General features: G+C 53.9%; 25 protein-coding genes and 1 pseudogene. 5 read left to right on the plus strand and 21 right to left on the minus strand.

Annotation, left to right across the window (positions count from 1 at the left end):
- Positions 1-26: 26 nt before the first annotated feature.
- From pyk to hisD, 15 genes and pseudogenes are all read right to left on the minus strand, one after another.
- The gene (gene pyk / locus CGL_RS10365; RefSeq protein ID WP_011014873.1) at positions 27-1,454 is read right to left on the minus strand and encodes a pyruvate kinase; all 1,428 of its coding nucleotides are present in this window, start codon (positions 1,452-1,454) and stop codon (positions 27-29) included.
- Positions 1,455-1,660: 206 nt separating this feature from the next.
- Complete coding sequence (lgt, locus tag CGL_RS10370) at positions 1,661-2,611, minus strand: prolipoprotein diacylglyceryl transferase (RefSeq protein ID WP_011014874.1); 951 nt, start codon at positions 2,609-2,611, stop codon at positions 1,661-1,663.
- 114 nt (positions 2,612-2,725) lie between these two features.
- Positions 2,726-3,511, minus strand: a complete 786-nt coding sequence (locus CGL_RS10375) for an indole-3-glycerol-phosphate synthase (RefSeq protein WP_003856406.1) — start codon at positions 3,509-3,511, stop codon at positions 2,726-2,728.
- 79 nt (positions 3,512-3,590) lie between these two features.
- Positions 3,591-4,250 carry a TIGR02234 family membrane protein gene (locus tag CGL_RS10380; RefSeq protein ID WP_011014875.1) on the minus strand — a complete coding sequence of 220 codons (660 nt, stop codon included), beginning with the start codon at positions 4,248-4,250 and terminating at the stop codon, positions 3,591-3,593.
- A 28-nt stretch (positions 4,251-4,278) separates the two neighbouring features.
- Positions 4,279-4,635, minus strand: a complete 357-nt coding sequence (gene hisI / locus CGL_RS10385; RefSeq protein ID WP_011014876.1) for a phosphoribosyl-AMP cyclohydrolase — start codon at positions 4,633-4,635, stop codon at positions 4,279-4,281.
- Positions 4,632-5,408 (minus strand): imidazole glycerol phosphate synthase subunit HisF, encoded by a 777-nt coding sequence (gene hisF / locus CGL_RS10390; protein WP_003856413.1) that lies wholly within the window; start codon positions 5,406-5,408, stop codon positions 4,632-4,634. The genes hisI and hisF overlap by 4 nt, the downstream gene beginning before the upstream one ends.
- Position 5,409: 1 nt before the next feature.
- Positions 5,410-6,237, minus strand: coding sequence for an inositol monophosphatase family protein (locus CGL_RS10395; RefSeq protein ID WP_003861968.1), 828 nt, complete (start codon positions 6,235-6,237; stop codon positions 5,410-5,412).
- 3 nt (positions 6,238-6,240) lie between these two features.
- Positions 6,241-6,981 carry a bifunctional 1-(5-phosphoribosyl)-5-((5-phosphoribosylamino)methylideneamino)imidazole-4-carboxamide isomerase/phosphoribosylanthranilate isomerase PriA gene (gene priA / locus CGL_RS10400; protein ID WP_003856418.1) on the minus strand — a complete coding sequence of 247 codons (741 nt, stop codon included), beginning with the start codon at positions 6,979-6,981 and terminating at the stop codon, positions 6,241-6,243.
- 18 nt (positions 6,982-6,999) lie between these two features.
- Positions 7,000-7,635: an imidazole glycerol phosphate synthase subunit HisH gene (gene hisH, locus CGL_RS10405; RefSeq protein ID WP_011014877.1), complete on the minus strand. Its 636-nt coding sequence runs from the start codon at positions 7,633-7,635 to the stop codon at positions 7,000-7,002.
- Positions 7,636-7,985: 350 nt separating this feature from the next.
- Positions 7,986-8,119, minus strand: a pseudogene (locus tag CGL_RS15690) (IS3 family transposase); the annotation flags it as partial.
- Positions 8,120-8,679: 560 nt separating this feature from the next.
- Positions 8,680-9,948: an MFS transporter gene (locus CGL_RS10410; protein WP_040968195.1), complete on the minus strand. Its 1,269-nt coding sequence runs from the start codon at positions 9,946-9,948 to the stop codon at positions 8,680-8,682.
- 49 nt (positions 9,949-9,997) lie between these two features.
- A complete protein-coding gene (locus CGL_RS10415) occupies positions 9,998-10,225 on the minus strand; it encodes a hypothetical protein (protein WP_011014879.1) in 228 nt (75 codons plus the stop codon).
- A 2-nt stretch (positions 10,226-10,227) separates the two neighbouring features.
- A complete protein-coding gene (hisB, locus tag CGL_RS10420) occupies positions 10,228-10,836 on the minus strand; it encodes an imidazoleglycerol-phosphate dehydratase HisB (RefSeq protein ID WP_003861983.1) in 609 nt (202 codons plus the stop codon).
- Between the two features lie 16 nt (positions 10,837-10,852).
- Positions 10,853-11,953 (minus strand): histidinol-phosphate transaminase, encoded by a 1,101-nt coding sequence (locus CGL_RS10425; RefSeq protein ID WP_011014880.1) that lies wholly within the window; start codon positions 11,951-11,953, stop codon positions 10,853-10,855.
- 5 nt (positions 11,954-11,958) lie between these two features.
- Positions 11,959-13,287, minus strand: a complete 1,329-nt coding sequence (gene hisD / locus CGL_RS10430) for a histidinol dehydrogenase (RefSeq protein WP_011014881.1) — start codon at positions 13,285-13,287, stop codon at positions 11,959-11,961.
- Between the two features lie 233 nt (positions 13,288-13,520).
- Here hisD and CGL_RS10435 point away from each other — a divergent pair, with 233 nt between their 5' ends.
- On the plus strand, positions 13,521-14,723 hold the full coding sequence (locus tag CGL_RS10435) for a YbjN domain-containing protein (protein WP_011014882.1): 1,203 nt from the start codon (positions 13,521-13,523) through the stop codon (positions 14,721-14,723).
- Between the two features lie 94 nt (positions 14,724-14,817).
- Here CGL_RS10435 and CGL_RS10440 read toward each other — a convergent pair whose 3' ends face one another.
- Together CGL_RS10440 and CGL_RS10445 are read right to left on the minus strand one after the other, a co-directional pair.
- On the minus strand, positions 14,818-15,471 hold the full coding sequence (locus CGL_RS10440) for a hypothetical protein (protein ID WP_003861988.1): 654 nt from the start codon (positions 15,469-15,471) through the stop codon (positions 14,818-14,820).
- A 74-nt stretch (positions 15,472-15,545) separates the two neighbouring features.
- Positions 15,546-16,190 carry a hypothetical protein gene (locus CGL_RS10445; RefSeq protein WP_011014883.1) on the minus strand — a complete coding sequence of 215 codons (645 nt, stop codon included), beginning with the start codon at positions 16,188-16,190 and terminating at the stop codon, positions 15,546-15,548.
- Between the two features lie 117 nt (positions 16,191-16,307).
- Between CGL_RS10445 and CGL_RS10450 the strand changes: the two genes are divergently transcribed.
- From CGL_RS10450 to CGL_RS10460, 3 genes are all read left to right on the plus strand, one after another.
- Positions 16,308-16,883 carry a TetR/AcrR family transcriptional regulator gene (locus tag CGL_RS10450; protein ID WP_011014884.1) on the plus strand — a complete coding sequence of 192 codons (576 nt, stop codon included), beginning with the start codon at positions 16,308-16,310 and terminating at the stop codon, positions 16,881-16,883.
- Positions 16,884-16,889: 6 nt separating this feature from the next.
- The gene (glgX, locus tag CGL_RS10455) at positions 16,890-19,400 is read left to right on the plus strand and encodes a glycogen debranching protein GlgX (RefSeq protein WP_011014885.1); all 2,511 of its coding nucleotides are present in this window, start codon (positions 16,890-16,892) and stop codon (positions 19,398-19,400) included.
- A 110-nt stretch (positions 19,401-19,510) separates the two neighbouring features.
- Positions 19,511-20,314 (plus strand): class I SAM-dependent methyltransferase, encoded by an 804-nt coding sequence (locus tag CGL_RS10460; protein ID WP_011014886.1) that lies wholly within the window; start codon positions 19,511-19,513, stop codon positions 20,312-20,314.
- 34 nt (positions 20,315-20,348) lie between these two features.
- Here the strand turns inward: CGL_RS10460 and CGL_RS10465 are convergent, their stop codons facing one another.
- Together CGL_RS10465 and CGL_RS10470 are read right to left on the minus strand one after the other, a co-directional pair.
- A complete protein-coding gene (locus tag CGL_RS10465; RefSeq protein WP_011014887.1) occupies positions 20,349-21,125 on the minus strand; it encodes a hydroxypyruvate isomerase family protein in 777 nt (258 codons plus the stop codon).
- A 2-nt stretch (positions 21,126-21,127) separates the two neighbouring features.
- On the minus strand, positions 21,128-22,141 hold the full coding sequence (locus tag CGL_RS10470) for a Gfo/Idh/MocA family oxidoreductase (RefSeq protein ID WP_011014888.1): 1,014 nt from the start codon (positions 22,139-22,141) through the stop codon (positions 21,128-21,130).
- Between the two features lie 126 nt (positions 22,142-22,267).
- Between CGL_RS10470 and CGL_RS10475 the strand changes: the two genes are divergently transcribed.
- Positions 22,268-23,266 carry a LacI family DNA-binding transcriptional regulator gene (locus CGL_RS10475; RefSeq protein ID WP_011014889.1) on the plus strand — a complete coding sequence of 333 codons (999 nt, stop codon included), beginning with the start codon at positions 22,268-22,270 and terminating at the stop codon, positions 23,264-23,266.
- A 191-nt stretch (positions 23,267-23,457) separates the two neighbouring features.
- On the opposite strand, the gene CGL_RS10480 is transcribed toward CGL_RS10475, so the two are convergent.
- Both CGL_RS10480 and CGL_RS10485 read right to left on the minus strand, forming a co-directional pair.
- Positions 23,458-24,258 carry an ABC transporter ATP-binding protein gene (locus CGL_RS10480; RefSeq protein ID WP_003856445.1) on the minus strand — a complete coding sequence of 267 codons (801 nt, stop codon included), beginning with the start codon at positions 24,256-24,258 and terminating at the stop codon, positions 23,458-23,460.
- Positions 24,259-25,269 (minus strand): FecCD family ABC transporter permease, encoded by a 1,011-nt coding sequence (locus tag CGL_RS10485; protein WP_172820752.1) that lies wholly within the window; start codon positions 25,267-25,269, stop codon positions 24,259-24,261. It lies immediately after the preceding gene.
- Positions 25,270-25,273 lie beyond the last annotated feature (4 nt).

Below are 25,273 nucleotides of genomic sequence, written 5' to 3' on the forward strand. Positions count from 1 at the left end.
ACGCATTTTTTGAAAGATTTAAGCGATTAGAGCTTTGCAATCCTTGTGTCGTCACCAAGAAGGTGGACGTGAATCATGTTGGTGTTACCGGTAACACCAGGAGGGGAACCTGCAACAACAACCATCATGTCACCCTTGTTGTACTCAGGCATTGCTAAAAGAGCACGGTCGACTTCGCGCATCATGTCATCGGTATCGCTGACAGGTGGACACAGGAAGGTGGTTGCACCCCAGGTCAGCGCCAGCTCAGAGCGAACTGCCTCATTTGGAGTGAACACGAGCAGTGGCAGGTGGCTGTGCAGACGAGCCACACGCTTTGCGGTATCACCAGAGGTGGTGAACGCAACCAATGCACGAGCGTTGAGGCGCTCGGCGATATCACGTGCAGAGTAGGAAATAACGCCACGCTTAGTGCGAGGGATGTGGGTCAGGTCTGGGACGCGACCGTCGGTTTCAGCGAAGCGAACAATGCGAGACATGGTGCGCACAACGTTGTGCGGATCTTTGCCCACTGAAGTTTCACCAGAAAGCATGACAGCATCTGCGCCATCGAGCACAGCGTTTGCCACGTCAGAAGCTTCCGCACGGGTTGGGCGGGAGTTCTCAATCATGGAATCCAGCATCTGGGTTGCCACGATAACTGGCTTTGCGTTCTCACGGGCAATCTGGATTGCGCGCTTCTGAACCAGTGGAACCTCCTCCAGAGGAACCTCAACGCCGAGGTCACCACGAGCAACCATGACGGCGTCGAATGCCAACACGATTGGCTCGAGGGAGGTGACAGCCTCTGGCTTTTCCAGCTTGGCGATCACAGGAACACGACGACCTTCTTCGTCCATGATCTTGTGAACGAGTTCAGCATCTGCTGGGGAACGTACGAAGGACAGTGCAATAAAGTCCACGCCGAGCTTCAGGGCGAAGCGCAGGTCACGGATATCCTTTTCGGACAGTGCAGGTACGGAAATATCCATACCTGGCAGGGAAACACCCTTGTTGTTGGAGACTGGTCCGCCCTCAACAACCTCACAGATGACGTCGTTACCTTCGACGGAAACGCAGACGAGGCCAACCTTGCCGTCATCAACGAGCAGGCGGTCGCCTGGCTTCGCGTCTTTTGCCAGATTCTTGTAGGTGGTGGACACACGATCGTGCGTTCCCTCTACATCGTCAACGGTGATCCGAATGGTCTCGCCGTTTTCCCACACGGTTGCGCCGTCAGTGAAACGGCCAAGACGGATCTTCGGTCCTTGGAGGTCTGCGAGAATACCGACTGCACGGCCAGTCTTCTCCGCCGCCTCGCGGACCCACTTGTAGTTTTGCTCATGATCTGGGTGGTCACCATGGGAGAAGTTGAGGCGAGCAACATCCATGCCGTCTTCTACCAAACGCAGAATTCCATCTGCACTAGCCACCGCTGGGCCTAGGGTACATACAATCTTAGTTCGTCTATCCACGCCCATAAGCCTAGTACGTCATTCCCCCTCAAGCCACAGGTACTACCATTAATTCTCGATGAATCTTGCGACCCAGAGTGTGAACAGACAATGTTCTACGCCTCTGACGTGCTTAAATCAGAAAAAACCGGGCACCCACAAAACAATTCGGGCACTCGGTTTTTCTACCAAAAACATCTCAGCCAGGTCAGGCCTATGGTTGAAACCTATCGCGTTGAGGGCGTTTCTCCATCAATGCCCTCCCCTGCTTTCGGCAAGGGTTTTCCATCCGGCGAAGCTACAGCATCTGCTGCAACAGACGCTGCGAAAGTCGGATCTACCTCTTCGGGAGTTTCCCTACCCTTCTTCAACAGGAAGAACACGATGATCGCGCCGGCAAACACTACTGCGGAGACGATGGTGTTGATTCGGATGCCGCCAATAAGCGTGGCTTCATCAACGCGCATTTGTTCAATCCAGAAACGGCCCAAGGTATAACCAGCTACGTAGAGTGCAAATACTCGGCCATGTCCCAGCTTGAATCGCTTGTCAGCCCACATCAACAAAGCGAAGATCAGTAGGTTCCACAACAGTTCATAGAGGAATGTTGGATGAACAGTAGCCATTACTTCACCGGTGGATGTTCCTGTCACCGGTGCGAATTTTCCATTTTCATCTACCCGATAGTAGATTTCCAAAGCCCATGGAACGGTAGTTTCTGCACCGTAGAGCTCCTGGTTAAACCAGTTGCCCAGACGACCAATTCCCTGCGCCAGGATAACTGCAGGTGCCACGGCATCTGCGAAAGGTGCAAGAGGAAGCTTTTTGTACCGGAAGAATACGGCCACTGCCAGGCCACCGAGGATCACTGCACCCCAGATGCCCAGACCACCGTTGGTGATTTTGAAGGCGTCGACGGGGTTACAGGTATCGCAGAAGTACTTTTGGTTGTCGGTAATGACGTGATAAATGCGTCCACCGATGATTCCGGCAGGAACTGCCACGATCGCTGCATCAAGGACGATTTCAGGGTTTCCACCGCGGGCGGCGTAGCGCTTTCTCGTCAGCCAAATGGCAACAATAATGCCAGCGATGATGCACATCGCATAGGCCCTAATCGGAATGGGACCCAAGTACCACACACCCTGCGGTGGTGAGGGAATCGTGGCCAAAGTCATGACATCCACAACAACGTAAACCTAACAGTCAGGCGACAAGTAATGCACTTCAATCTAGCAAGACTTGTCCGCCCACCGCCCGCTACCCCGGTCAGCTGACCACAGAGCACCTCTTCAACGCGATGGGCACGCTGGATGCATACCTGCTGTCACAAGAGATTTTGTGGTGGCGAGGTCTGCATGTGGAACAAAGATGGCGTCTGCAGAATGTCGTGCAAACCGCATGAGTTCTTTAGGGCTGCTGCAACCTCCGAGCACAATGCGGGCTACCTCTTTGGGCATGAATTGGGTGATACCCGAAAACGCTTCAGGCAAAGTGAGTGAGCCGGTATAACCAGTAATATCAATTGCTACCACTGTCGCTCCTGCGTCCACTGCACGATGCGCTTCTTCGTGGTTTCGCACAGACACGATGGCTGTCATGCCCAATGATTCGGTGCGGTCCACCAAAGATTCCAGTCGAGCTTGTTCCATCGCCCATACGGGGAATTGAAGAGCGTCGATGCCCATGACGCGGGCTTCGTGGATTTGATACGGATCGATGATGGGATCATGAAGCAGAATGGGAATGTCTACTTCAGATTTGATGTCCCTGATATCGCGTACTGCGGTATCAAACTGTCCCCTGCGCACCGTATATGCAAGCATTGATGCGCCAAAACCCGCAACCTGTGCAGCGTAGTCCACATGATCCGAATGATCAGACCAATTGGATGCAAAACGATCAAAGGCGACTACGACATTACATCCAGACGAAAAAAAGACTGAAGCAATATCGAAAGCCGCCGTGAGACCTGCTGATCGAGATTTAGTTTTGACTTCTTGAAAACCAAGCGTTGCTTCCCGAGCCGATATTTCCGCAGCGATTTCCATCAACATGCGGTTCTCTGTTGCAACCATGCCCCAACCTCCTTCCAACCAATGCTGTGTTTAAGGTTATCCCGAACACACATGGCGAAAGAAATCAGGGTGCCACACCCTAGCTTTGACCTGGGGTTTCTTTGGATTTCTGAGTCTTCTCGGTGAAGTCAATGTCTTCATCGAGTGCGTCCCACATCACACGACCGGAGTCTGGATCTTGGGCCAAATCGGTGTGGATTTTCTCAGCGCGAGCCTGTTTACGCTCATACTGATTGCTTTTCGCTGTGTCCTCGCCAGGGCGCATGGCAAGGACAACGCCACCGACTAGGGCTAGCGCGCAGCCAATCATGGCTACCACTGCCGCCAGTGGATGGGTGGTGGTATTGATGATCTCCGCCCAATCAGACAGCAGGGTTCCGGAATTAGCCTTCTGTGAGGCCACACCGGAGGTCAGCAGGGTTCGGGCCCGTTCTGCGTCTGGGTCTTGGGTGAGAAGCGCGAGTGGAGACAGGCTGGCACCCACCGCGATCAGCGCCGAAATACCACCAATGATGCGCCGACCCATGCGCTTGAGCACCAACGCGGCGGCGAAGGCAGCGAGCAAAGCAAGTGCAAGCGCCATGATTTCTGTAGACCAGGTTGCACCCACAATAGATTGGGTGACACTACCTGATTTATCGTCGAAAGCCTCGATGGTTACCCAGTTCATGCGTGAGCTGATCCAGACAACCAGGGCGCCAGCTCCAATGCCTAATGCTGACAGCACGCGTGGCTTCATAAGATTTCTTCCTTAATCGTTGTTGCTTTTACAGCAAAACGTCATTGTCGAAACATGTGTGGGCACCAGTGTGGCACGCACCGCCGGTTTGTTTCACGGTCAGAAGGACGGTGTCGCCGTCGCAGTCGAGGGCAAGTCCGGTGACTTCTTGGACGTTTCCAGAGGTCAGGCCCTTGATCCAGTACTCGTTGCGGGACCTAGAAAAATAGGTTCCACGGCGGGTCGCCAAAGTATAGGCTAGCGCGTGGGTATCCATCCAGGCCATCATGAGGACCTCGTTGGTCCCGTCGGCCTGGACGATTGCCGGCACCAGGCCGGCGTCGTTAAGCTTTAATCGCTTTTCGACGTCCCAATCCAGCTCATACTCTTGTGGATTGTCACTCATTTCCGCACCTCAAATCCTGCATCTTTAATGGCTCCCTTTACTTCGGCGATGGTTACTTCGCGGAAGTGGAAAATGGTCGCGGCAAGCACTGCGTTGGCGCCAGCTGCAACAGCTGGTGGGAAATGCTCCGCCTTGCCAGCGCCGCCGGAGGCGATTACAGGAATGGATACGGCTGCGCGAACTTTTTCCAGCAGCTCTAGGTCAAAGCCGTTTTTGGTGCCGTCGCCGTCCATGGAGTTGAGCAGAATTTCGCCAACGCCCAGCTCTTCGCCGCGCTTTGCCCACTCGATTGCATCAAGTTCTGCGGACTTGGAACCGCCGTGGGTGGTGACTTCAAAACCAGATGGCTGAGGAGTTCCACCTTCAGGAACGCGCCTGGCATCCACAGACAACACGATGCACTGAGCACCAAAACGCTTGGACAGCTCTGACAGCAGTTCTGGACGGGCAATCGCAGACGTGTTCACCGAAACCTTGTCGGCGCCAGCGCGCAGCAATTGATCAACATCTTCTTCGCTGCGCACGCCGCCACCGACAGTCAGAGGGATGAACACCTGATCAGCGGTGCGTCGAACAACATCCAGCATGGTGCCGCGACCATGCTTCGAGGCGGTGACATCCAGGAAGGTCAGCTCATCTGCCCCTTCCTCGTCATAGCGCTTTGCCAACTCCACAGGATCGCCAGCATCGCGGAGGTTTTCAAAGTTCACGCCTTTAACAACCCGGCCGTTGTCCACGTCCAGGCAAGGAATAACTCGAATTGCCACGCCCATTTTACTTGTACTCCTCATTTAACGACTGGTCATTACCTGCATCTGCATGCATCAACCGAACTTTTTCAATCTTACTTAACAGCACATCGTGAGCCCTTTTTGTTCCGGCCACGACTCCCCTACCTGGTGCCCACGGATGGCCTTCGGTGTCAGTAACTTGTGCACCAGCAGCGCGCATCAACATCACGCCTGCGGAATTGTCCCAAACATGAGGACTAAACGATACGCATGCTCCAAAAATGCCCTGCGCAGTGAACGCGAGATCAACACCCACCGAACCTGTAATGCGGGGACGAAGATACGATTCCGTGAGCTCGGTCAGAAGATCCCGACGCAACTCCACAGGAAACGCTGTATTGCGCGGGGAGGCCATGGAACTAAAACCAATGTGGGATACCAAACTGGATTGTTCTTGCAATGGTTCCTGAGGTTCACCGTTGATCATCAGCGGTGAACCTTCAAAAGCGGTGAGGCGTTTACCCAGCATGGGCATGGAGGTAATACCCAGGACGGGCTGGTCGTCGACAAGCAAAGACACCAGGATCGCGCTCATCGGGTTGGACGCCGCGAAGTTGGCGGTGCCGTCGATGGGATCAATCACCCAGCGCGTGCCGGAGGTCGCACCGCCACCTTCTTCACCGATGACAGCAATGCCTGTCATCATGTTCAGCATCGAACGCATATGGGATTCGATGGCCATATCCACTTCCGTGGCAAAATCCCCCGGGGATTTCATATGGGCAGGTGCAGCTCCGAAGCCCTGCATGAAGAGGGCTTCGGCATCATCTACAACGGCCTCCGCAATGGCCAACATCCCACGAGCATCCATGTATTAACCGAGCTTTTCTACTGCAGCCAAAGCCTCTTCGAGGGTGAACTTGTGCTCATAAAGTGCCTTGCCAATGATGACGGAATCAATGCCCTCATCCTGGTACTTGGCTAGTTCCAAAACATCTTCCAAAACAGAAATTCCACCAGATGCCACGATAGGTGCGTCTGTAGCTGCAGCAACCTCACGCAGCAGCTCAACATTTGGACCACTCAAGGTGCCGTCCTTGGACACATCGGTAACCACGAAACGTGCACAACCTTGGGAATCCAAACGCTCGAGAACTTCCCACAGATCGCCACCATCGGAGACCCAACCGTTTCCACGGGTGCGCCATTCACCATCTTCCAAACGCACAGCGATATCGACAGCAATCTTCTCGCCATAGCGTTGAATCGCAGAAGCAATCCACTCTGGCTTCTCCAGAGCAGCGGTACCAATGTTTACACGACGTGCACCGGTTGCCAGCGCGCGCTCCAGAGACTCATCATCACGGATACCGCCAGTGAGCTCCACATCAACATCGAGCTTGCCGACAATTTCCGCCATCATCTCATGGTTGGAACCACGGTTGAACGCTGCGTCCAGGTCCACAAAGTGCAACCACTTTGCACCCTGCTCCTGCCACTTCAGTGCGGATTCCAAAGGGGTGCCATAAGACTTTTCAGTGCCGGCCTCGCCCTGATCTAGGCGAACTGCTTGTCCGTTAACTACATCGACTGCAGGAAGAATAGTGAAGGTCATGAATATTGATCCTATCTGTTAGATGTAGTTGATCCAGTTTCGCAGTAGCTGTGCGCCTGCGTCACCTGATTTTTCTGGGTGGAATTGAGTAGCCCACAGCGTGCCGTTTTCCACAGCTGCCACAAAACGATCATTTTCGTGCTTCGCCCACACAACCTCTGGAGGCGTGGTCAGATCGTCGGTTTCCAACGTCCACTTGCGCACACCATAGGAGTGCACGAAGTAGAAACGCTCATCAGGTGAAATTCCCTCAAACATTGGTGAGTTGGTAGGCATTTCAAGTGTGTTCCACCCCATGTGAGGCAGGATCTCCGCTTGGAGGCGTTCCACTTTGCCAGGCCACTCGCCGCAACCAGCTGACTTAATGCCGTGCTCATCGCCTTCATCGAACAGGATCTGCATGCCCACACAAATACCCATCACTGGACGTCCACCAGCAAGACGCTGTCCGATAATGCGATGTCCGAAGACGTTTTTCAAACCCTTCATGCAGGCATCAAATGCGCCCACTCCAGGAACTAGGAGGCCATCAGCGTTGGTGCAAACTTCTGGATCGGAGCTCACGATAACTTCTGCACCGGCACGCTCTAGTGCGCGTTGAGCAGAACGAAGGTTTCCAGATCCGTAGTCGAGAAGGGCGACAGTTTTGGTCATGCCGATAGTTTATGTCACGTGCTTTCAGGATCAAGAACCGCAGTCGAGTTTCTTTCTCCCCAAAAGGGTTTTATATCCACCACACTGGCCTAGCTGCGATAAAAGGCGATAAGCATCTCTCAAGTGGGTTCCTTTAGATTTAAAACCCGCGGTACGCAAAACCCCAATGGCGTTACAAAGAAAACTAACCGCCTTCCCTTCCTGAGAATGACGGCTAGTCGTGATTCTAAAATTCTATCCCAGTAGAAACAAAGCCTCTAATCTAAGACAAGATATACGCCTTACAACGGTATTTTGGCGAGACTCCTGCGCTCGTCAAGTTTTTGAGACAGCTTGATTGATTTTTCTTCTTACGCTGCTGCTAATCCATACTGCTGCTGATATGCGGTCAAAGCACTAGCCGGTGAGAGCCCCTGGTTATTGCTATGCGGGCGGCGCCGGTTGTGACCTGCCCCTCGATGTACTCCATCACCGCGGTTCGGGCGCATCTAAACTTGGTTGCTCTTCATAGTCCAGCCCCTCTTTTAATACCTGAGACCTTAGTTAGCGATGAAGGTATAAATCCGTAGATAGGTTAGCAATTTTCATCTCACCAGACTGAGATCACTTCTTTATTGGTTTCAAGAAACGACTTAAGGCCGGGAAAGAGTCCAGATGGTTTCTCGATGGTCATTATTTCATTGCCTAGACAGATTTCTGGGCGCGAGGAAAACACACTCTCCAGATCTTTAGAAACAGACCAAGGACCTCATTTCACTCCGCAAATAGGGGTTTGCATTTCAAAATGCCAGATCACATTCCCCCACCTAACACATCTACACCTAACTCAATTCAGTATGGATTAAGGGAAGTAGACGGAATATTTCACCTTGGCGAACTACCGCCGGGATACCTTGGTGGACGCATTCCTAAAGTCCACATCAGCAATTTTCGCATTTCCGAGTTTAATGAGGCTCTGAGTTCAGTGTCGCCATAAGTTCATCAATTCGCGGGTTTATGCCAGCGGGTTGGTGGGCCAAGTAAGGGGTGGCGTCGAAAAGCGTTTTAGCGATCTTTGCGCCTGTTGCGCAGCCCTTGCACTGCACGCCGAGCGACTGGCACCTGGCGCAAACGCGCGCGGGTGTTGTTGTATTCAGTAATGCGGTGCCGCCCAATGATTCGATCGGCGGTGGTCAAAACGATTCCAAACAAAATCACCACGGCTCCGGAACCAAAAGCACCACTGTAAGCAAGCGATGCGGCAACTATGCCAAGGAGGAAGCTTCCGATTCCTGTTCCCGAATCAAAGGCGATATTCCAGATGGCGGAGGCTTCGGAGACTCTAGTGCGAGGAAGCCGGAAAAACATTGAAAGCAACGCTTCGTTTTGCACCATGCCAAAAGCACCACCAAACATCACTGCACCTATAATCAAAAGCCACACGGACCAGCCTTGGAAGATTGTGACGGTGATTAAAACGACACCTAAGAACCCAATGATCTGAGCAGGAATCATCGTGGTACCAGGCACACCGCGGCGGTCAGCGATAACGCCGGACAGGTAGCGGAACACCATTGAAGAACCACCGGTAATGGATAAAATAATACCCGCTAATGCAGCACCTAATCCTGGATCTAACTCAATGACTGCAGCTGGAAGGAATGAAGACACTGCGCCAAAAGTCATTGACAAACTGGTAACAGCCAAGGAGGGAACCAGCACCAACTTCCAGGTGGAAACAGAACGCTCCTGTTCGCTCACCTGTGGTTGCTGCTTTGCCGCTGCCTTAACCTGCGGAATACGCAGACACATCACCGCTGCAACTAGTGCGATAACGGCACCTAAAACATAGACCACGTTGTAGCCAAATTGGTCACCTAACGCCAACCCGGCAGGCAGGAAAAGCATTTGGGAAAGGCCAATAAATACGCCCAACATTCCAGAAGCTTTGCCCAAGAAGCGTACGGGAACGAGTTCAGCCACCAACGCAGATTCTGCGACGGTGAGCGCACCGAACCCAATTCCTCGAAGTGCGGACACTACCAGCACTGGAATTGGCTCGACGCTGAAGATGTACCCGATGGCTGGCACACCCAGCATGAATGCGGCGAAAGCCATCACTGGGGTGTAGCCAATTTTCCGCAGCGCAGCGGGAGTGAAAATCTGAGTGATCACTGTAGCTGCCATGAAGATGCCAGTGGTGGCACCGGCGACAGCGCTTGATCCGCCGTTGTTGAGGACCGCTAGCGGTACGACGGGAAGAAGGAGTGACCAACTGCCGAACGCTGCTGCAACCGCCACGAGGACAGCCACGAAACCTGGGCTTTTCCACATGCTGGGAAGTTGCTCAATGTCAGCGCGTGTTAAAGCCCGTGATTCCAAATTAAGTCATCTCTCCCAACAACCATAGAATTCCTCCAGCCACTGCCAGCACTGCGATGAGGCCGGCTGCAACCATGAGGATTTTGTTTTCTGATTTATATGCAGACCAGGCACCGCCAAAGAAAAGCCCGGCGATGAGGAACAAACCATAAATAAACCATCGGTCGCCCGCATCTGGTTCGTTCTGCACAGCCGCAGTGACCATATCAGAGATGGGAGAAGAGTTCATGTCTAGAGCGCTCCCTTAGTGGATGGGATTCCTGTTTGACGAGGATCCATCTCTACGGCACCGCGCAGCGCACGGGCAACAGCCTTGTACTCTGCTTCGGTGATGTGGTGAGGGTCGCGGCCGTAGTGGCAGATCACGTGGAGGGTGATTCGGGAGTTGAGCGCGAGGGTTTCAAAGAAGTGCTCGTTGATCACGGTTGCGTAGTGTCCACCGATCACGGAGGTGATCATGTGGTCTGGTTCGCCGGAGATCACGAAGTATGGGCGACCGGAGATATCCACCACGGACTCCACTAATGCCTCATCCATGGGCAGCTGGCAGGATGCGAAACGGCGGATGCCTTTCTTGTCGCCAATAGCGTCAAGGAGTGCTTGGCCGAGCACGATGGCGGTATCTTCCACGGTGTGGTGTGCGTCGATCTCGATGTCGCCCTTGGCATGGACTTTCAGATCAAAACTGCCGTGCACGCCGAATGCAGTGAGCATGTGGTCGAAAAATGGCAGGCCGGTATCGATATCTACTTTGCCGGTGCCGTCCAGGTTGATCTCGACGGTGATGTCGGATTCGCTGGTGGTGCGGGTTGCGGTACCAATTCTTGGTGCGACAGTCATGAAAAATTCTTCTCTCTTACAGGTTCAGCTTGATGATCTCTGCAGCTGCGTCCAAAAACGCATCATTTTCCTCAGGCACACCAATGGTAGTGCGCAAGTGCCCAGCGATTCCCACATCGCGGATGAGCACTCCCCTATCCAAAAATGCCTGCCATGCCGCGTGCTGATCGGAGAAATCTCCAAAGAACACAAAGTTGGACTCACTTGGAACCACAGCGTAGCCCAGTTCCTCCAAGCGTGCTGCCACGCGAACACGCTCTACAGAGAGCTTTTCGACGGTTCCCAGCGTGTCAGCGGAGTGACGCAGCGCTACGATTGCGGCTGCTTGGCTCAGCGCTGAAAGATGATACGGAAGGCGGACTAGCATCACGGCGTCGATAAACGCTGGGTTGGCCACGAAGTAGCCGAGGCGTCCACCTGCGAAATCAAAAGCCTTACTCATGGTGCGGGACACCACCAGCTTGGTTGGGTACTTCTCCAGAAGAGTGGTTGCTGAAGGTGATGGGGAGAATTCCGCATAAGCTTCATCCACGATCACGATGCCTGGGGCAACGTTGATGATGCGCTCAACATCGTCCAGCGAGGTCACATCACCGGTCGGGTTGTTCGGGGTGGTGACAAAAACAATGTCAGGCTGCTTTGCACGAATTTCTTCCAGCGCCACATCCATATCGATGCGGAAATCAGCACCTCGGGACACCGCAATGAATTCAGTGTGGGTGCCTTTAGCCAAAATTGGGTGCATGGAATAGCTGGGTTGGAATCCCAACGCGGTGCGTCCAGGTCCACCAAAAGCCTGCAGCAGCTGCTGCAGAATTTCATTGGAACCATTGGCAGCCCACAGGTTATCCCTGGTGACAGCCACGCCGGTTTGCTTGGTGATGTACGCAGCCAACTCATCACGCAGTTCCACAGCATCGCGCTCTGGGTAGCGGTTCAGCTCGGTGGCGATCTTATCCACGGTGGCAACCAAGTCAGCGACCAATGCCTCTGACGGTGGGTAAGGGTTTTCGTTGGTGTTGAGGCGAATATCAACGTTGAGCTGGGGTGCGCCGTAAGCGTGCTCACCGCGCAGTTCTTCACGCAATGGCAAATCGCTCAAAGTAATTTTGGTCATTTTTCTTAGGCCTCGTCGGTGGTGGGGAGGTTTTCAAAGCGTGCACGGATTGCTTCGCCGTGCGCTGGAAGATCTTCGGCGTTGGCAAAGTTGATGACAACCTGCGAGACGTCCTTCAGAGCAGCCTCATCGTATTCAATGAGGTTGACTGGGCGAAGGAACGTGTGCGTGGATAGACCTGCGGAGAAACGAGCGGATCCAGAGGTTGGCAGCACGTGGTTGGATCCTGCGGAGTAATCACCCAGTGGTACTGGTGAGAAATCGCCCACGAAGATCGCACCCGCGTTGGTGATCTGCTCTGCTACGGCGCGCGCGTTCTCAGTGTGGATTTCCAGGTGTTCCGCTGCGTATTGATCGGCTACTTGGATACCCACGGAAATGTCGTCGACAAGCACGATGCCACTCTGGGCCCCGCGCAAAGCTTCTGCGACGCGCTCGGCGTTGCGCGTGATTGAGTAACGCGCCTCGATTTCCCTGTTTACGTCCTTGGCAAGCTGCTCGGAGTCAGTGATGAGCACGGACGCAGCCATGACATCGTGTTCTGCTTGGCTGATCAGATCGTAGGCAACGTTGACGGCGTTGGCAGAGGCATCAGCAAGCACAGCGATTTCTGTAGGGCCAGCCTCAGAATCAGTACCTACCACTCCCCTGACCAGGCGCTTCGCAGCGGTGACAAAGATATTGCCAGGTCCAGTGATCATATCCACAGGCTCGAGACCTGCAGCGTCATCACCATAAGCCAGCAACGCCACGGCCTGACCGCCGCCGACAGCCCACACCTCATCAACACCCAAGATGGAACACGCCGCCAAAATGGTGGGGTGAGGCCAGCCACCGTGCTCAGCCTGAGGAGGCGACGCAACCACAAGGGAGTTCACACCAGCCTCTTGAGCTGGGACAGTATTCATAATCACGCTTGATGGGTACACCGCATTGCCGCCTGGAACGTACAGTCCCACGCGATCAATCGGCATGAAACGCTCAGTGACGGTGCCACCTGGTGAAAGTTCAGTGGTGTGCTCGGATGGCTTTTGCTCAGCGTGAACCTTGCGGACGCGACGAATCGACTCTTCAATCGATTCACGCACCAACGGATCTAAGGTGTTTTCTGCTGCAGCAATAACCTCAGCTGGCACCCGCACCGAGGCGGGGCGAATATGGTCGAACTTCTCGCCGTAATCCAAAGCAGCTTCAGCGCCGCGGTTTTGGACATCTTCTACAACAGGCTGCACTATGGGAAGCACAGACCACACGTCAGTGCCACCACGTGGCAAAGCACGTCGGATGTCGCTCTTGGATGGTGTTTGACCTCGCAGGTCAGTGACATTCAACATGGCGAAAAGTTCTCCCTTAAAAGGTTGAATCGAAATTCTTCGAGCTCGGTGCCCGAATCCAAGCGGCCTCAACACAAGTTCTTAAGCCCGCATGTTTACCTATTGTATTCCCCACGTAACAAGTTTCTGATTTGGGTACATCAGAGTTCATTTGAATTAGACTTAAAACTTAAAATGACCACCCCAGATTTACCTGAATTAAACCCGCTTTCACCTTTGAGATACTGGAAGGAATGGATTTCACCTCTGTGAATGATCGAAACGTCCCTGCACCCAACACCTCCATTCCTTTCCCAGTTGACCTGAATCGAGTGACGGAGGCTGTTGATTCCTTGGGCTACCACTATTTGAGCTCAGAAGATCGCATCATCGTGCCGTGGCAAGATCACCGCATTTCGATGTACTTCAGCCACGAATCAGGGCAAATGCTCACCATCCTTGGTCGCACGCGCCTTAATTTGGACATGTTTGCCATCAACGATGCGGCGCGAGCTGTCACCGAATGGAATGCCGAACGCATCGGGCCAACAGCCCTCGTCCATCTGGGCAACGACGGCGAAGTGGAATTGAAATTCCGCACGACCATCTGCATCGATGAAGGGTTAAGCACCCAACAGCTACGCCAATTCATCAACCTGTCCTTGGACACCACCGCCATGGCTGTGACCTATATTCTGGAGCGTTTTTCAGAACTTAACTTCAGCGACACCGGAAGCCCTGACGACACGAACAATGCCGATGAACTCAGCGACGAACAAGACCAAGCAGATCTCGTAGAGAAAATCCGGGGGCTGTACGTTCCCACTCCAGTTGAAGAGCTCATCGAATCCCTAGAAGACGCAGAGTGGGAAGAATCAGACATGGCAGACGAGGATGCAGAAGACGACTACCTAGACGATGACTCAGAAATCGAATGGGAAACAGACGATGACTACTTCGAACCTGAAGAAGTCGACATGGACGAACTCCTCAACGGTTTCCTCGAAGATTCTGACATCCCCCAGGAAGTCACCTTGGAACGCATTCGGGCACAACTGCATGCCATCGGCGTGGTAAAAACCAGCGGCGAAGACGATTTCATCATCGCGTGGATCAACGAAGTGTTTTTAGGCTTCTTCGTTGATAATGGCCCCACTTTCCTGGTGAAAGGTCACTGGGATCCCAGCATGGACCCCACACGCGACTTCATGAAACTGTTCATGATGTGCAATCAGTGGAACGAAAACTCTCTGACTACCAAAGCTTTTTGCCATACTGATGACAAGGGTCTCCAGGTCCGGGTAGAGTTCGCGGTCTCTGTCGCTGAAGGCCTCAACGACGATCAACTACAGCACAACATCGCACTGTCAATTCATCATATTTTGCAAGCGATTGATTCCATCAGCACAGAAGCCACTGGATCATCAACGGTGGAATGGCCGGAGAAAAACCGCTGATCATTAAGGTCTTCCAAGAATGGTCGCTTAGCTTTAGTGCCCACACACCTGATCATGAGGTGTGTGGGTACTTTTGTTTGCGCACATCTAGCCCCTAGCCACTAGCCCCAGTCATCTCAGACCCCGATGCTTTCGAAGTCCCCTGGCCTGCGTCGTCCTGGTCTATCTCTTCTTCAGGTGTCACAAATGCCGCGCACCAATACATGCACACACTCAAAAATGGAGCGACCCCAAACGCAACACCAGGGGTAATAGTGGGTGCTACCTGGAAAGACGCACCGATCGCTGAGGCGTAATCAGATGGTGAACCATGAAGCATCGTCGAGGCCACGTTTCCAAACACCAGGAATGCCACGGAACCTGCGATAGATACAATTCCCAGCCATAGGAGCATAACTGGGCCTCGATGTTGAGGGGTGCGCAGGAAAACGAATAATGCGATTGCTGCTGCAAGCACACCGGTGGCGATCGCAAACCAGGCATAGCCGGCAAAAGAAGTGTTGGTTTCCACCGCTATGGAGGCTGTTTCAGCGTCTTCAACATAAGCGGTATAAGTGGGTCGGAGCAGTCCCCATGCGGCTCCCCCAATGGCGTATAAAGCCAATGTTAGGGCAAACACACCAGCGTAAACTCCCACCGATTTGTTTATTTTCTTTCGGTTTGGGAGGTTGCGCTTGTTTCCGGCCCCGTCATCGCCTGTGTATCCATCATAAGGATTGTGGTCAGAGGTGATGCCGGGGTATGTCATGGCTCTAAAGAATACAGCCGTTGACTGTTAACTTTGCAACCTGAACTGACAACCGGAGTTTTAAGCTCTGTGGATTAGTCGCAGAACTTCCACTGGCCACCTTCGTTGAAGAAGCGCTGGGTTGCAGAGTCGGTGGTTCCACCGGCGGTTGCTACGACCCATGCGGATGCTTCCTGGCCGTTGACCACAACATCGGTGATGGAATCAACAGTTCCGGTGCCTTCGCCACCCAGTGGGATATCAGGGATGGTGTTGAGATCAAGCTGGGTAGCGTCAGCGCCGCTGGCTTCAAGAACGCGGGTGCAGGTGTTGTTGATGGTGTACGCAAGGGAGCTACGCAAGGTGTTGGTGTCAGTGTATCCGCGAACCAGAGCCTCGATGGCAGCTGTGTCTTCTGGGGAAGCGGTCTCGCCGTTTTCAACTGGCGCAGCTTCAGCGAAGGTAATTGGGTTCTCAGACAGCTCTTGAGACAGTACATCAAGCTGTGCTTGCTGCTCTTCGTTGATGGTTGTTGCTTCGGAAGATTCAGATTCGGACGAGGTGGTTTCTGCTGCTTCCGCCGAGGTCGCTGCGCTGGATGAGGAAGAATTTGTCGTCGTCGCTGCGCTGGATGAGGCTGCTTCAGTATCAGATGAATCACTGCCACATGCGGTCAAGAGAAGTGGGGTGACCATGAGTGCTGCGAAAGCAACCTTCTTTGAGGAAAGGCTAATAGACAAAGTTCTGCTCCTGATAAATCATCGACATGCTCCGGAAAACTTAAAAATTCCCGGACGGTTCACGCAGATTACCCTAGCAAAGCAATCTAGCTGACGACCCAATATAGTCCTGTCATTATGCTGGCAATTGTGCAGCTATCAAAAGAATCTATTATTGGCGCAGCCGTTTCGATCTTGAGCGAATTCGGTTTGTCGGATATGACCATGCGCCGCGTCGCAAAGCAGTTAAATGTCGCGCCGGGCGCGCTGTATTGGCATTTTAAAAATAAGCAGGAGCTTATCGACGCCACCTCGCGCTATCTCCTCGCGCCTGTCTTGGGGCGCAACGACGAGCAGCGAGCAAGCATTTCCGCGCAGGAAACCTGCGCGGAAATGCGTTCGCTGATGATGCAAACCAAAGATGGTGCGGAAGTCATCAGTGCCGCACTGAGTAATCAGCAATTGCGCCAAGAATTGGAATCACTCATTTCTGACTCTTTAAAGGAACCTAATGAGGTTGGCGCTTTTACGCTGCTACATTTTGTGGTGGGTGCAGTATTAACAGAACAAACTCAGCTGCAGATGCACGAGTTCACGGCTGGCGCGGGAGATGACACGCAAGAAAACCCTGCCGATGCAAACTTTGAGGAGAGATTCAATCAAGGAATAGAAATCATTCTGGTGGGTCTAGACGCGCTTGGGCATATAAGATGACGTTCCATGACATCAACGATTGAGCACTCGTACCAAGTTTGGCCTGGACATGCTTATCCTCTGGGTTCAACCTATGACGGTGCTGGAACGAACTTCGCACTCTTCTCCGACGTTGCAGAGCGTGTTGAGCTGTGTCTATTAGATGCAGATAACAACGAGACTCGAATTCCACTCGAAGAGCGCGATGCCCACATTTGGCATTGCTACCTTCCTGGCGTTCAACCTGGACAGCGCTACGGATTCCGAGTTCATGGCCCGTGGAACCCAGATGAGGGTAAGCGGTGCGACGCGAACAAACTTCTAGTTGATCCCTATGCTCGTGCTTTCGATGGAGATTTTGATGGACATCCGTCACTATTTTCTTACGACATCACCAATCCAAATGACCCCAACGGTCGCAATACCGAAGACAGCATTGATCACACAATGAAGTCTGTCGTGGTGAACCCATTCTTCGACTGGGGCAACGATCGTGCACCGCGTATTCCTTACAACGAAACAGTCATTTACGAAGCCCACGTCAAGGGCATGACGATGACCCACCCGGATGTTCCTGAAGAACTCCGTGGCACCTACGCGGGCCTTGCCCACCCAACCATCATTCAATACTTGAGTGATCTGGGAGTGACTGCCATTGAATTGATGCCGGTCCACCAGTTCCTGCAGGATGATCGTCTCCGCGACCTAGGAATGCGCAACTACTGGGGCTACAACTCTTTCGGCTTCTTTGCGCCCTACAACGATTACGCTGCCAACAAGAACCCCGGTGGCGCCGTGGCCGAGTTCAAAGGCTTGGTGCGCAGCTACCACGAAGCGGGCCTCGAAGTAATTTTGGATGTGGTCTACAACCACACCGCCGAGGGCAACCACATGGGCCCCACCATCGCGTTCCGAGGCATTGACAACGAGGCGTACTACCGACTGGTTGAGGGCGATCGCCGTCATTACATGGACTACACCGGTACTGGTAACTCCCTCAATGTCCGCGACCCGCACTCACTGCAGCTGATTATGGATTCGCTGCGCTACTGGGTCACCGAGATGCATGTCGACGGCTTCCGCTTCGACCTTGCCTCTACCCTTGCTCGTGAATTTGATGATGTTGACCGCCTGGCAACCTTCTTCGACCTGGTCCAACAAGACCCGGTGGTCTCCCAGGTCAAGCTCATTGCTGAGCCGTGGGATGTTGGCGAAGGCGGATACCAAGTGGGTAACTTCCCACCACTGTGGACTGAGTGGAACGGTAAATACCGCGACACTGTCCGTGATTTCTGGCGTGGTGAGCCAGCAACCTTGGGTGAATTCGCTTCCCGACTAACTGGTTCCTCTGATTTGTATGCAAACAACGGCCGTCGCCCCACTGCATCGATCAACTTTGTGACTGCTCACGACGGCTTCACCCTCAATGACTTGGTCAGTTACAACGAGAAGCACAACATGGCCAACGGTGAAGACGGTCGGGACGGTGAATCACACAACCGTTCCTGGAACTGTGGCGTCGAAGGACCAACTGACGATCCTGAGATTATGCAGCTGCGTGCTCAGCAACGACGCAACTTCCTCACCACCTTGTTGCTGTCCCAGGGCACCCCTATGTTGTCCCACGGTGATGAAATGGCCCGTACCCAAAACGGCAACAACAACGTCTACTGCCAAGACAATGAACTGGCGTGGGTGAATTGGGATCAGGCTGAAGAAAACGCTGACTTGGTGAGCTTCACCAGGCGTTTGCTGCGTATCCGAGCAAACCACCCAGTATTTAGGCGCAGGCAGTTCCTTGCCGGTGGCCCTTTGGGCGCCGATGTTCGTGACCGCGATATCGCATGGCTGGTACCAAATGGAACCTTGATGACTCAAGATGACTGGGACTTCGCTTTCGGTAAATCACTGCAGGTGTTCTTCAACGGCGATGCCATCGAAGAGCCTGATTATCGAGGACAGAAAATCCACGATGACTCCTTCATCTTGATGTTCAACGCTCACTTCGAACCTATCGATTTCAATCTCCCTCCTGAGCATTTCGGTATGAAGTGGAAGCTTTTGGTCGATACCACCGAAGCGGTGGGCCACCCGCTGGAGGATCTCACCATCGAAGCTGGCGGAACCATCACTGTTCCTGCCCGTTCCACGATGCTGCTGCGCCAGGTGGAGGCTCCGGACTACACCAAGCTTGAGGAAAAGATCGCTGCTGAAAAGCGTGAGCAAGAACTTGCGGCAGAGAAGGAAGCTGCTGAGAAGCGCGAATTGGAACTGGCGGCAGCAAAGGAAGCTGAAGATGCTGCTGAGGCTCTCCACCTTGCGGCAGAACGTGCTTCGACTCAGGAAGCTGAATTGGCCCATCAACACGGTGCTGATGCGATTGCCGATGAGGTAGCGGAAGAACCACAAGAGCTGCCACAAGATGAAGTAGCGGCAGAGGTCGAGACTGAGCCCGACACCGAGCCTGACACTGAATCTGACTCCGAGCAGGCTGAGGTAGCTTCAGAGGAGCCTGAAGCGGACGAAGAAGAGAAGTAGTACACCGAAAGTGGCGTCGCAGGGATGTTCCTGCGGCACCATTTTTGCTGAGGTGGAACTCACGGATTAAACACGGATTTTTCTAAGGTTAATCAAGTAAGGTTTACCTTATGACTACGAAACCTATCATCCCAGAATCAACCCACTCCGCAGAACGTGCTGGTGGACATTGGATCCTTGCCAGGCTTGGAAAGAAAGTGCTGCGCCCTGGAGGTCGTGAAACAACGCAGTTCCTGCTGGAGAACCTTTCTTTGACCGGTGCTACCGTGGTGGAATTTGCTCCAGGACTTGGCGTGACTGCACGTGACATCCTTGGCAAGGGTCCGGCTCGCTACATCGGAGTGGATAGCGACGCGGATGCATGCGCGAATGTACGTGCGATCTTACCTGCGGGTCCTCACGAGGTGCGCAATACAAATGCCACCGATACTGGCCTTGAAAGCGACTCGTTTGATGTTGTCATCGGCGAAGCGATGTTGACCATGCAGACCGATAAGCACAAGTTGGAGCTGATGCGCGAGGCAGCTCGAATTCTGAAACCAGGCGGGCTGTACGGCATTCACGAGCTGTCGCTGGTGCCTGACAATGTCTCCACTGCGGTGAAAGAGGATATTGCTAAGGCGCTGGCTCGTTCCATCAAAGTCAATGCCCGCCCCATCACGGTGCCGGAATGGGCTGCGTTGGCGCGTGAGGCAGGGTTCGATGTGATTAATATTCGCCAAGCCGACATGGCCCTTCTATCCCTCAAGCGGAACCTGAAGGATGAAGGGCTAAAAGGTGTCTTCACGATTGTGAGGAACGTGATTAGCCAACCGGATCTGCGCAAGCGAGTGCTCGGAATGCGAAAGACTTTCACCGAGCATAAAGATCACTTAGGTGCGGTTGGCATCATTTTGCAGAAGAGAGCCCAATAGGGATCTGAAATGGAGGGGTGCGTCGATAAGCAATTTAGACCGTGAACGCTGACTTCAACGCCTGCAGCGCGTCGCTGGAGTCGCCCGATGCCCACGCCTCCATGCCGATGACGCCGTCGTAGCCCATCGCGGCGAGAGCTTTCGCGACGCCCTGGTAGTTGATCTCGCCGGTGCCGGGTTCCATGCGGCCGGGGACATCGGCAACCTGGATTTCGCCGATGAATGGCTGCGCCTCACGGAGCAGCTCAATGAGGTTTCCTTCGCCAATCTGGGCGTGGTACAAATCCAGGTTGAGGCGCAGATTCGGGTGATTGACAGCCTTGACCAGCGCCAAAGTGTCAGTGGCCTTGGCAAAAGGAGTGCCGGGGTGATCGACTGCGAGGTTGAGGTTTTCCAGCACGAAAACCTTGCCTGCGCGCTCCCCCAGCTCAGCGATCTGGCGGAGCGTTTCAGCAGCGTAGAGCCACATTTCTGGGGTAACCACTTCAATGGGAGTAACAGGTAGTCCCTGCGGTCCAAGGCCAGTTCCATGCAGATTCAGCCGGGGGCAGTTGAGCTTTTCCGCCACCGCCAAGGACTCCGAAGCGGTTGCCAAGAGCTCCGCGCGGCCCTGTTCAGTAATCAGATCCCCGCGCAGGTAGCCCGTCATGGAGGAAAATTCCGCGCCTGTTGCCACGAGCGCATCGATGTCTTTTGTGGACCAGTCCCAAATTTCCACGAGGAATCCCTGATCAGAGATCGTCTTGACCCTCTCCTCGAAAGGCAGGTCCTGGTAGATCATCTCTGCGCATGCTGCGAGTTTAAAAGTCATGGTTAAACCTCGATGCTTTCAGCAAGGTTGATGGTTGCGCCGGTTTCTACGCTTCGGATGGCGCCGAGTGCGATGAGTAGTGCGGTGCGTGCAGCTTCGCCTGGAACCTTGGAAGGGGTGTTGGTACGGATGGAGTCGACGAAAGCTTGGAATTCAGCTCGGTAAGCATCGGAGAGCAGATCGGTATCCGCGCGTGAGGTGGCAGCCGCGATGCCCTCAGCGCCGTAGAAAGTCATGTTGGTTGCGCGCGCGTCGCCTGCGGTCATCATGCCCTTGGATCCGAAGACTTCACCGCGAACGTCATAACCATAGGCTGCGCTGAAGCTTGCTTCTGCAGTACCAATTGCTCCGTTATCAAAACGGACAGTCACCACTGCGGTGTCGAGGAAGCCAGTGCCAGCAGCTTCTGGAACGACGAGGCAATCAGCGTGAGCGGTTACTTCCACTGGGGTTGCGCCTGGGTTGAGGTAGCACAGCGCATCGAAATCGTGGATGAGGGTTTCCAGGAAGATGGTCCACTGAGGGATCTTGTTGGGGTCAGCGGTGAATGGTCCTGGATCGCGGGTCACGGAACGAAGCAGCTGTGGGGTGCCGATATCGCCTGCGTCAATGCGTGCGCGTGCTGCAGCGAAACCTGCCGCGAAACGACGATTGAAGCCCACCTGCAGGACAGTGTTTGCTTCGCGTGCTGCGTTGATGGCACGATCTGCGTCCTCGAGGGTGACGGCCATGGGCTTTTCCACAAACACGTGCTTGCCCGCTGCCGCTGCTTTGACCACGAGATCCGCGTGGGTTCGTGCTGGTGTAGCAATCAAAACCGCGTCAATGTCATCGCGGGTCAGGACGTCATCTGGGTTAGAGAACGCAACGGCGCCCAATTCATCAGCGAGGGTTTCTGCGTTGGGAGTTGGGTCAACGACGGCGACCAGTTCAGAGCCGATCACGTGGTTTGTGATCAGGCGTGCGTGATTTGATCCGATGCGTCCAGCACCGATGAGGGCAAGTTTGACTGACATTTTTCATCCTTCCAAGTTTTACTAGAACGTTCTACTATAACGTTCTAGTAGATACTAGATACCACCCATTGATGCCGTCAAGGGGTTTCCTGTAAAGATGTAAGAGATTAAGAAAAAGAGGTAGATATGGCGTCAAAGCGACCGACAATGGCTGATGTGGCAAAAGCTGCTGGAGTATCCACTGCGCTGGTCTCCATCGTGTTTCGCGATGCCCCCGGAGCAAGTGAATCCACCCGCAACCATGTGAAAGAAAAAGCCGCCGAACTCGGATACATTCCTGATCGACGAGCCCAAAAACTTCGCCAAAACCGCTCCGGACTCATCGGTGTGGCATTCGAAATGCACCAAGCATTCCACGGCGATATCGTCGAACACCTCTATCCCACCGCCCGAAAACATGGCTTCGACCTGTACCTTAGCGCGATCACACCGACTCGCACTGAAAAAGATGCCGTCAACGCCCTGATCAGGGAACGATGCGAAGCAGTAATTCTTCTAGGATCTCGCATGTCACCTAGTGATTTGGAAACAATCGCACAGCAACTTCCCGTCCAAGTAATTGCCCGCGGTTCCGGAACCCCCAAAGTCAGTTCCGTCCATGTCGACGACGCAGTTGGCGCCCAATTAGCCCTCAACCACCTCATCGAATTAGGCCACGAACACATCATCTACATCGATGGTGGCGACGCCCCTGGCACCCAGGAACGATCAGAAGTGTTCAAAGCGCACATTGATTCCTTCGCCGGCACCACCCGCATAGTCCCTGGTGGCAGCAGCGAAGCAGCAGGAGCCCAAGCAATCTCAGAGATTCTGGATTCCGGAACTGACGCCACCGCCATCCTCGCATTCAATGACCGAGTAGCCCTCGGCGTGCTCGACATCTTATGGCAGCGCGGCATCCACGTCCCCGAAGAAATCTCCGTGGTGGGATACGACAACTCAAGCCTTGCCAGCCTCGACCACATCGGCTTGACCACCATCGCGCAGGACTCCGAAGCAATCGCGGCGAAAGCCATTGATGTCACGATCAATCAGATCAACAATCACACCGAAACTTCTGCGGTGCTGACCCCAACATTGATCACACGGCGCACCACAGGCCCTCGGCCACAGAAGGCGATTTAAGAGGTCGAAAATACCGAAGGTGCACACCGTCTGGAGTTGCCAGTTCCAATCCTTTAGACGCGCATGGAGGCCTATGTATTTTTAGCGCAATTGGAGCTGGAATCGCTGAGTTTTCAGCTCGACCACACCAGGTGACCGAAAATCCTCCGGCGCATCGAATTCGGTCAAATAGTCTGGTCTGCCACAACAGGTCAGTGCGACCGCTGCGGAATCACCACGGGACGCCCATCAATAACCTCAACAATCACAGTGGCATCATAAATCTCCGAAATCCGCTGCGCGGTGAGCACTTCGGCTGCAGTGCCCTCGAAAACTTTGCGGCCACCATTCATCATGAGCACCCGATCGCCGTATTGCGCAGTCAGGGTGAGGTCATGCATCGCCGCGATCACGGTGAGGCCGAGTCGGTGCCGGATGGCGTCGATAAGCTCAAGCGTTTCCTGCGCATGGCCGATGTCAAGCGCGGAGGTCGGCTCGTCGAGAAGCACGATGCGCGGTTCTTGGGCGAGCGCGCGGGCAAGGCTGACGCGTTGACGCTCGCCGCCGGACAATTCGTCTAAGCCGCGGTCGCTGAAATGCTCCAATTTCAGATCAGCGAGGCACCGCTTCACGATCTCATCATCAGCACGCCCCGGCGCGTAACTGTGCGGATGACGCCCCAGCAGCACATAATCAAAAACGCTCAGACCTGCAGGAATAGTAGGATTCTGTGGCATGAGGGCCACGGTACGCGCGAAAAAGCGACGCTGCTTCGCAGCTTTAAGACCAAAAGCAAAATGCTTTTCGACGTCCCCCTCCCCCATTTTCAGCCTTCCCGATTCCAGTGACAGTACCTGAGCAAAAGCGTGCAGCAACGTACTCTTTCCGCAGCCGTTGGGACCTACGATATTAAGCCATTCCCCTTGTTCTACAAAGGTGCTCAACCCAGAAACCGCAGGTGTGGGCGCATGTGGGTGGCGAACCGTGATGTCTTCGCATTCAATGATCGCCACTTAAGCACTCCTTTTTGGAACTCGTTGTCTGCTGGTTCTGCGCAAAATAAATAAGAAGAACGGTGCGCCGAGTGCAGCTGTCACCACACCCACGGGAAGTTCCTGAGGAGCCATCAATGTTCGCCCTGCGGTATCTGCCAACACGAGGAAAATGGCACCCCATACGAAAGACAGTGGCAGTAAAATCCGATGCCCCGGGCCAACAATTAGGCGCAGGGCGTGCGGAACAATGATGCCCACAAACCCGATGAGACCGGAAATGGATACCACTGCAGCTGTACCAAGGGTTGCCACGATGACAATGCCAATGCGTACGAGGCCTGGATCGACGCCCAATGTGCGGGCTTCCACATCACCAACAGCCATCACGTCTAACAACCTGGCGCAGGACATGATCACGGCCGCGCATAGTCCCGCCACCACAGCCACGATGAAGATCGACATCCAGTTGGTGACATTGAGGTTGCCCAACATCCACACATATACGCGCGCCACCGTATCGATGTGTCGTTGCTGAATATAGGTCTGGATGGAACTGGCAAAAGCAGCAACCGCCACGCCCGCCAAAATAACCACGGTGGTTGATGATCCCTGTCCTACTCCCCGACTCACCATCAGCGTGGCAAGTACTGCGGCAACACCACCTACAAATGCTGCACCAATCACGCCGATGCTCGGTGCAGAAAATCCCAGCACGGTACCGCCAACAATCACTGCCGTGACACCAAGGCCAGAACCTGCGGACACACCCAACAAATAAGGATCAGCCAGCGGGTTTCTAAATACCGCTTGGTAAGAAGCACCAGAAATAGCCAGCGTTGCTCCGACAATGACACCAGCGATAATTCGAGGCAGCCGGATATCAAAGAAGATGGCCTGATCTCGAGGGGTGAGCGTGTCCTGCCCACTCAAATGTCTAATCACTGCTGTGGGGCTTAAATCAATAACACCGCTAAAACCTGAAAACAGCACCACAAACCCCAAAATGACTACCGACAACGCGGTAGCCACCCAG

This window comes from Corynebacterium glutamicum ATCC 13032, from assembly GCF_000011325.1.
GTDB classification, from domain to species: domain Bacteria; phylum Actinomycetota; class Actinomycetes; order Mycobacteriales; family Mycobacteriaceae; genus Corynebacterium; species Corynebacterium glutamicum.

What these genes read in the sequence shown, in the direction of transcription:
- hisD (WP_011014881.1), bottom strand. Translation starts at nt 13,287, where the DNA reads ATGTTGAATGTCACTGACCTGCGAGGTCAAACACCATCCAAGAGCGAC.
- CGL_RS10395 (WP_003861968.1), bottom strand. Translation starts at nt 6,237, where the DNA reads ATGGATGCTCGTGGGATGTTGGCCATTGCGGAGGCCGTTGTAGATGAT.
- hisF (WP_003856413.1), bottom strand. Translation starts at nt 5,408, where the DNA reads ATGGGCGTGGCAATTCGAGTTATTCCTTGCCTGGACGTGGACAACGGC.
- CGL_RS10375 (WP_003856406.1), bottom strand. Translation starts at nt 3,511, where the DNA reads ATGGTTGCAACAGAGAACCGCATGTTGATGGAAATCGCTGCGGAAATA.
- CGL_RS10415 (WP_011014879.1), bottom strand. Translation starts at nt 10,225, where the DNA reads ATGAACTCTTCTCCCATCTCTGATATGGTCACTGCGGCTGTGCAGAAC.
- lgt (WP_011014874.1), bottom strand. Translation starts at nt 2,611, where the DNA reads ATGACTTTGGCCACGATTCCCTCACCACCGCAGGGTGTGTGGTACTTG.
- hisH (WP_011014877.1), bottom strand. Translation starts at nt 7,635, where the DNA reads ATGACCAAAACTGTCGCCCTTCTCGACTACGGATCTGGAAACCTTCGT.
- CGL_RS10470 (WP_011014888.1), bottom strand. Translation starts at nt 22,141, where the DNA reads ATGTCAGTCAAACTTGCCCTCATCGGTGCTGGACGCATCGGATCAAAT.
- CGL_RS10410 (WP_040968195.1), bottom strand. Translation starts at nt 9,948, where the DNA reads ATGTGGAAAAGCCCAGGTTTCGTGGCTGTCCTCGTGGCGGTTGCAGCA.
- CGL_RS10425 (WP_011014880.1), bottom strand. Translation starts at nt 11,953, where the DNA reads ATGACCAAAATTACTTTGAGCGATTTGCCATTGCGTGAAGAACTGCGC.
- hisB (WP_003861983.1), bottom strand. Translation starts at nt 10,836, where the DNA reads ATGACTGTCGCACCAAGAATTGGTACCGCAACCCGCACCACCAGCGAA.
- CGL_RS10435 (WP_011014882.1), top strand. Translation starts at nt 13,521, where the DNA reads ATGGATTTCACCTCTGTGAATGATCGAAACGTCCCTGCACCCAACACC.
- priA (WP_003856418.1), bottom strand. Translation starts at nt 6,981, where the DNA reads ATGACCTTCACTATTCTTCCTGCAGTCGATGTAGTTAACGGACAAGCA.
- CGL_RS10475 (WP_011014889.1), top strand. Translation starts at nt 22,268, where the DNA reads ATGGCGTCAAAGCGACCGACAATGGCTGATGTGGCAAAAGCTGCTGGA.
- hisI (WP_011014876.1), bottom strand. Translation starts at nt 4,635, where the DNA reads ATGAGTGACAATCCACAAGAGTATGAGCTGGATTGGGACGTCGAAAAG.
- CGL_RS10450 (WP_011014884.1), top strand. Translation starts at nt 16,308, where the DNA reads ATGCTGGCAATTGTGCAGCTATCAAAAGAATCTATTATTGGCGCAGCC.
- CGL_RS10440 (WP_003861988.1), bottom strand. Translation starts at nt 15,471, where the DNA reads ATGACATACCCCGGCATCACCTCTGACCACAATCCTTATGATGGATAC.
- CGL_RS10380 (WP_011014875.1), bottom strand. Translation starts at nt 4,250, where the DNA reads ATGAAGCCACGCGTGCTGTCAGCATTAGGCATTGGAGCTGGCGCCCTG.
- glgX (WP_011014885.1), top strand. Translation starts at nt 16,890, where the DNA reads ATGACATCAACGATTGAGCACTCGTACCAAGTTTGGCCTGGACATGCT.
- CGL_RS10465 (WP_011014887.1), bottom strand. Translation starts at nt 21,125, where the DNA reads ATGACTTTTAAACTCGCAGCATGCGCAGAGATGATCTACCAGGACCTG.
- CGL_RS10460 (WP_011014886.1), top strand. Translation starts at nt 19,511, where the DNA reads ATGACTACGAAACCTATCATCCCAGAATCAACCCACTCCGCAGAACGT.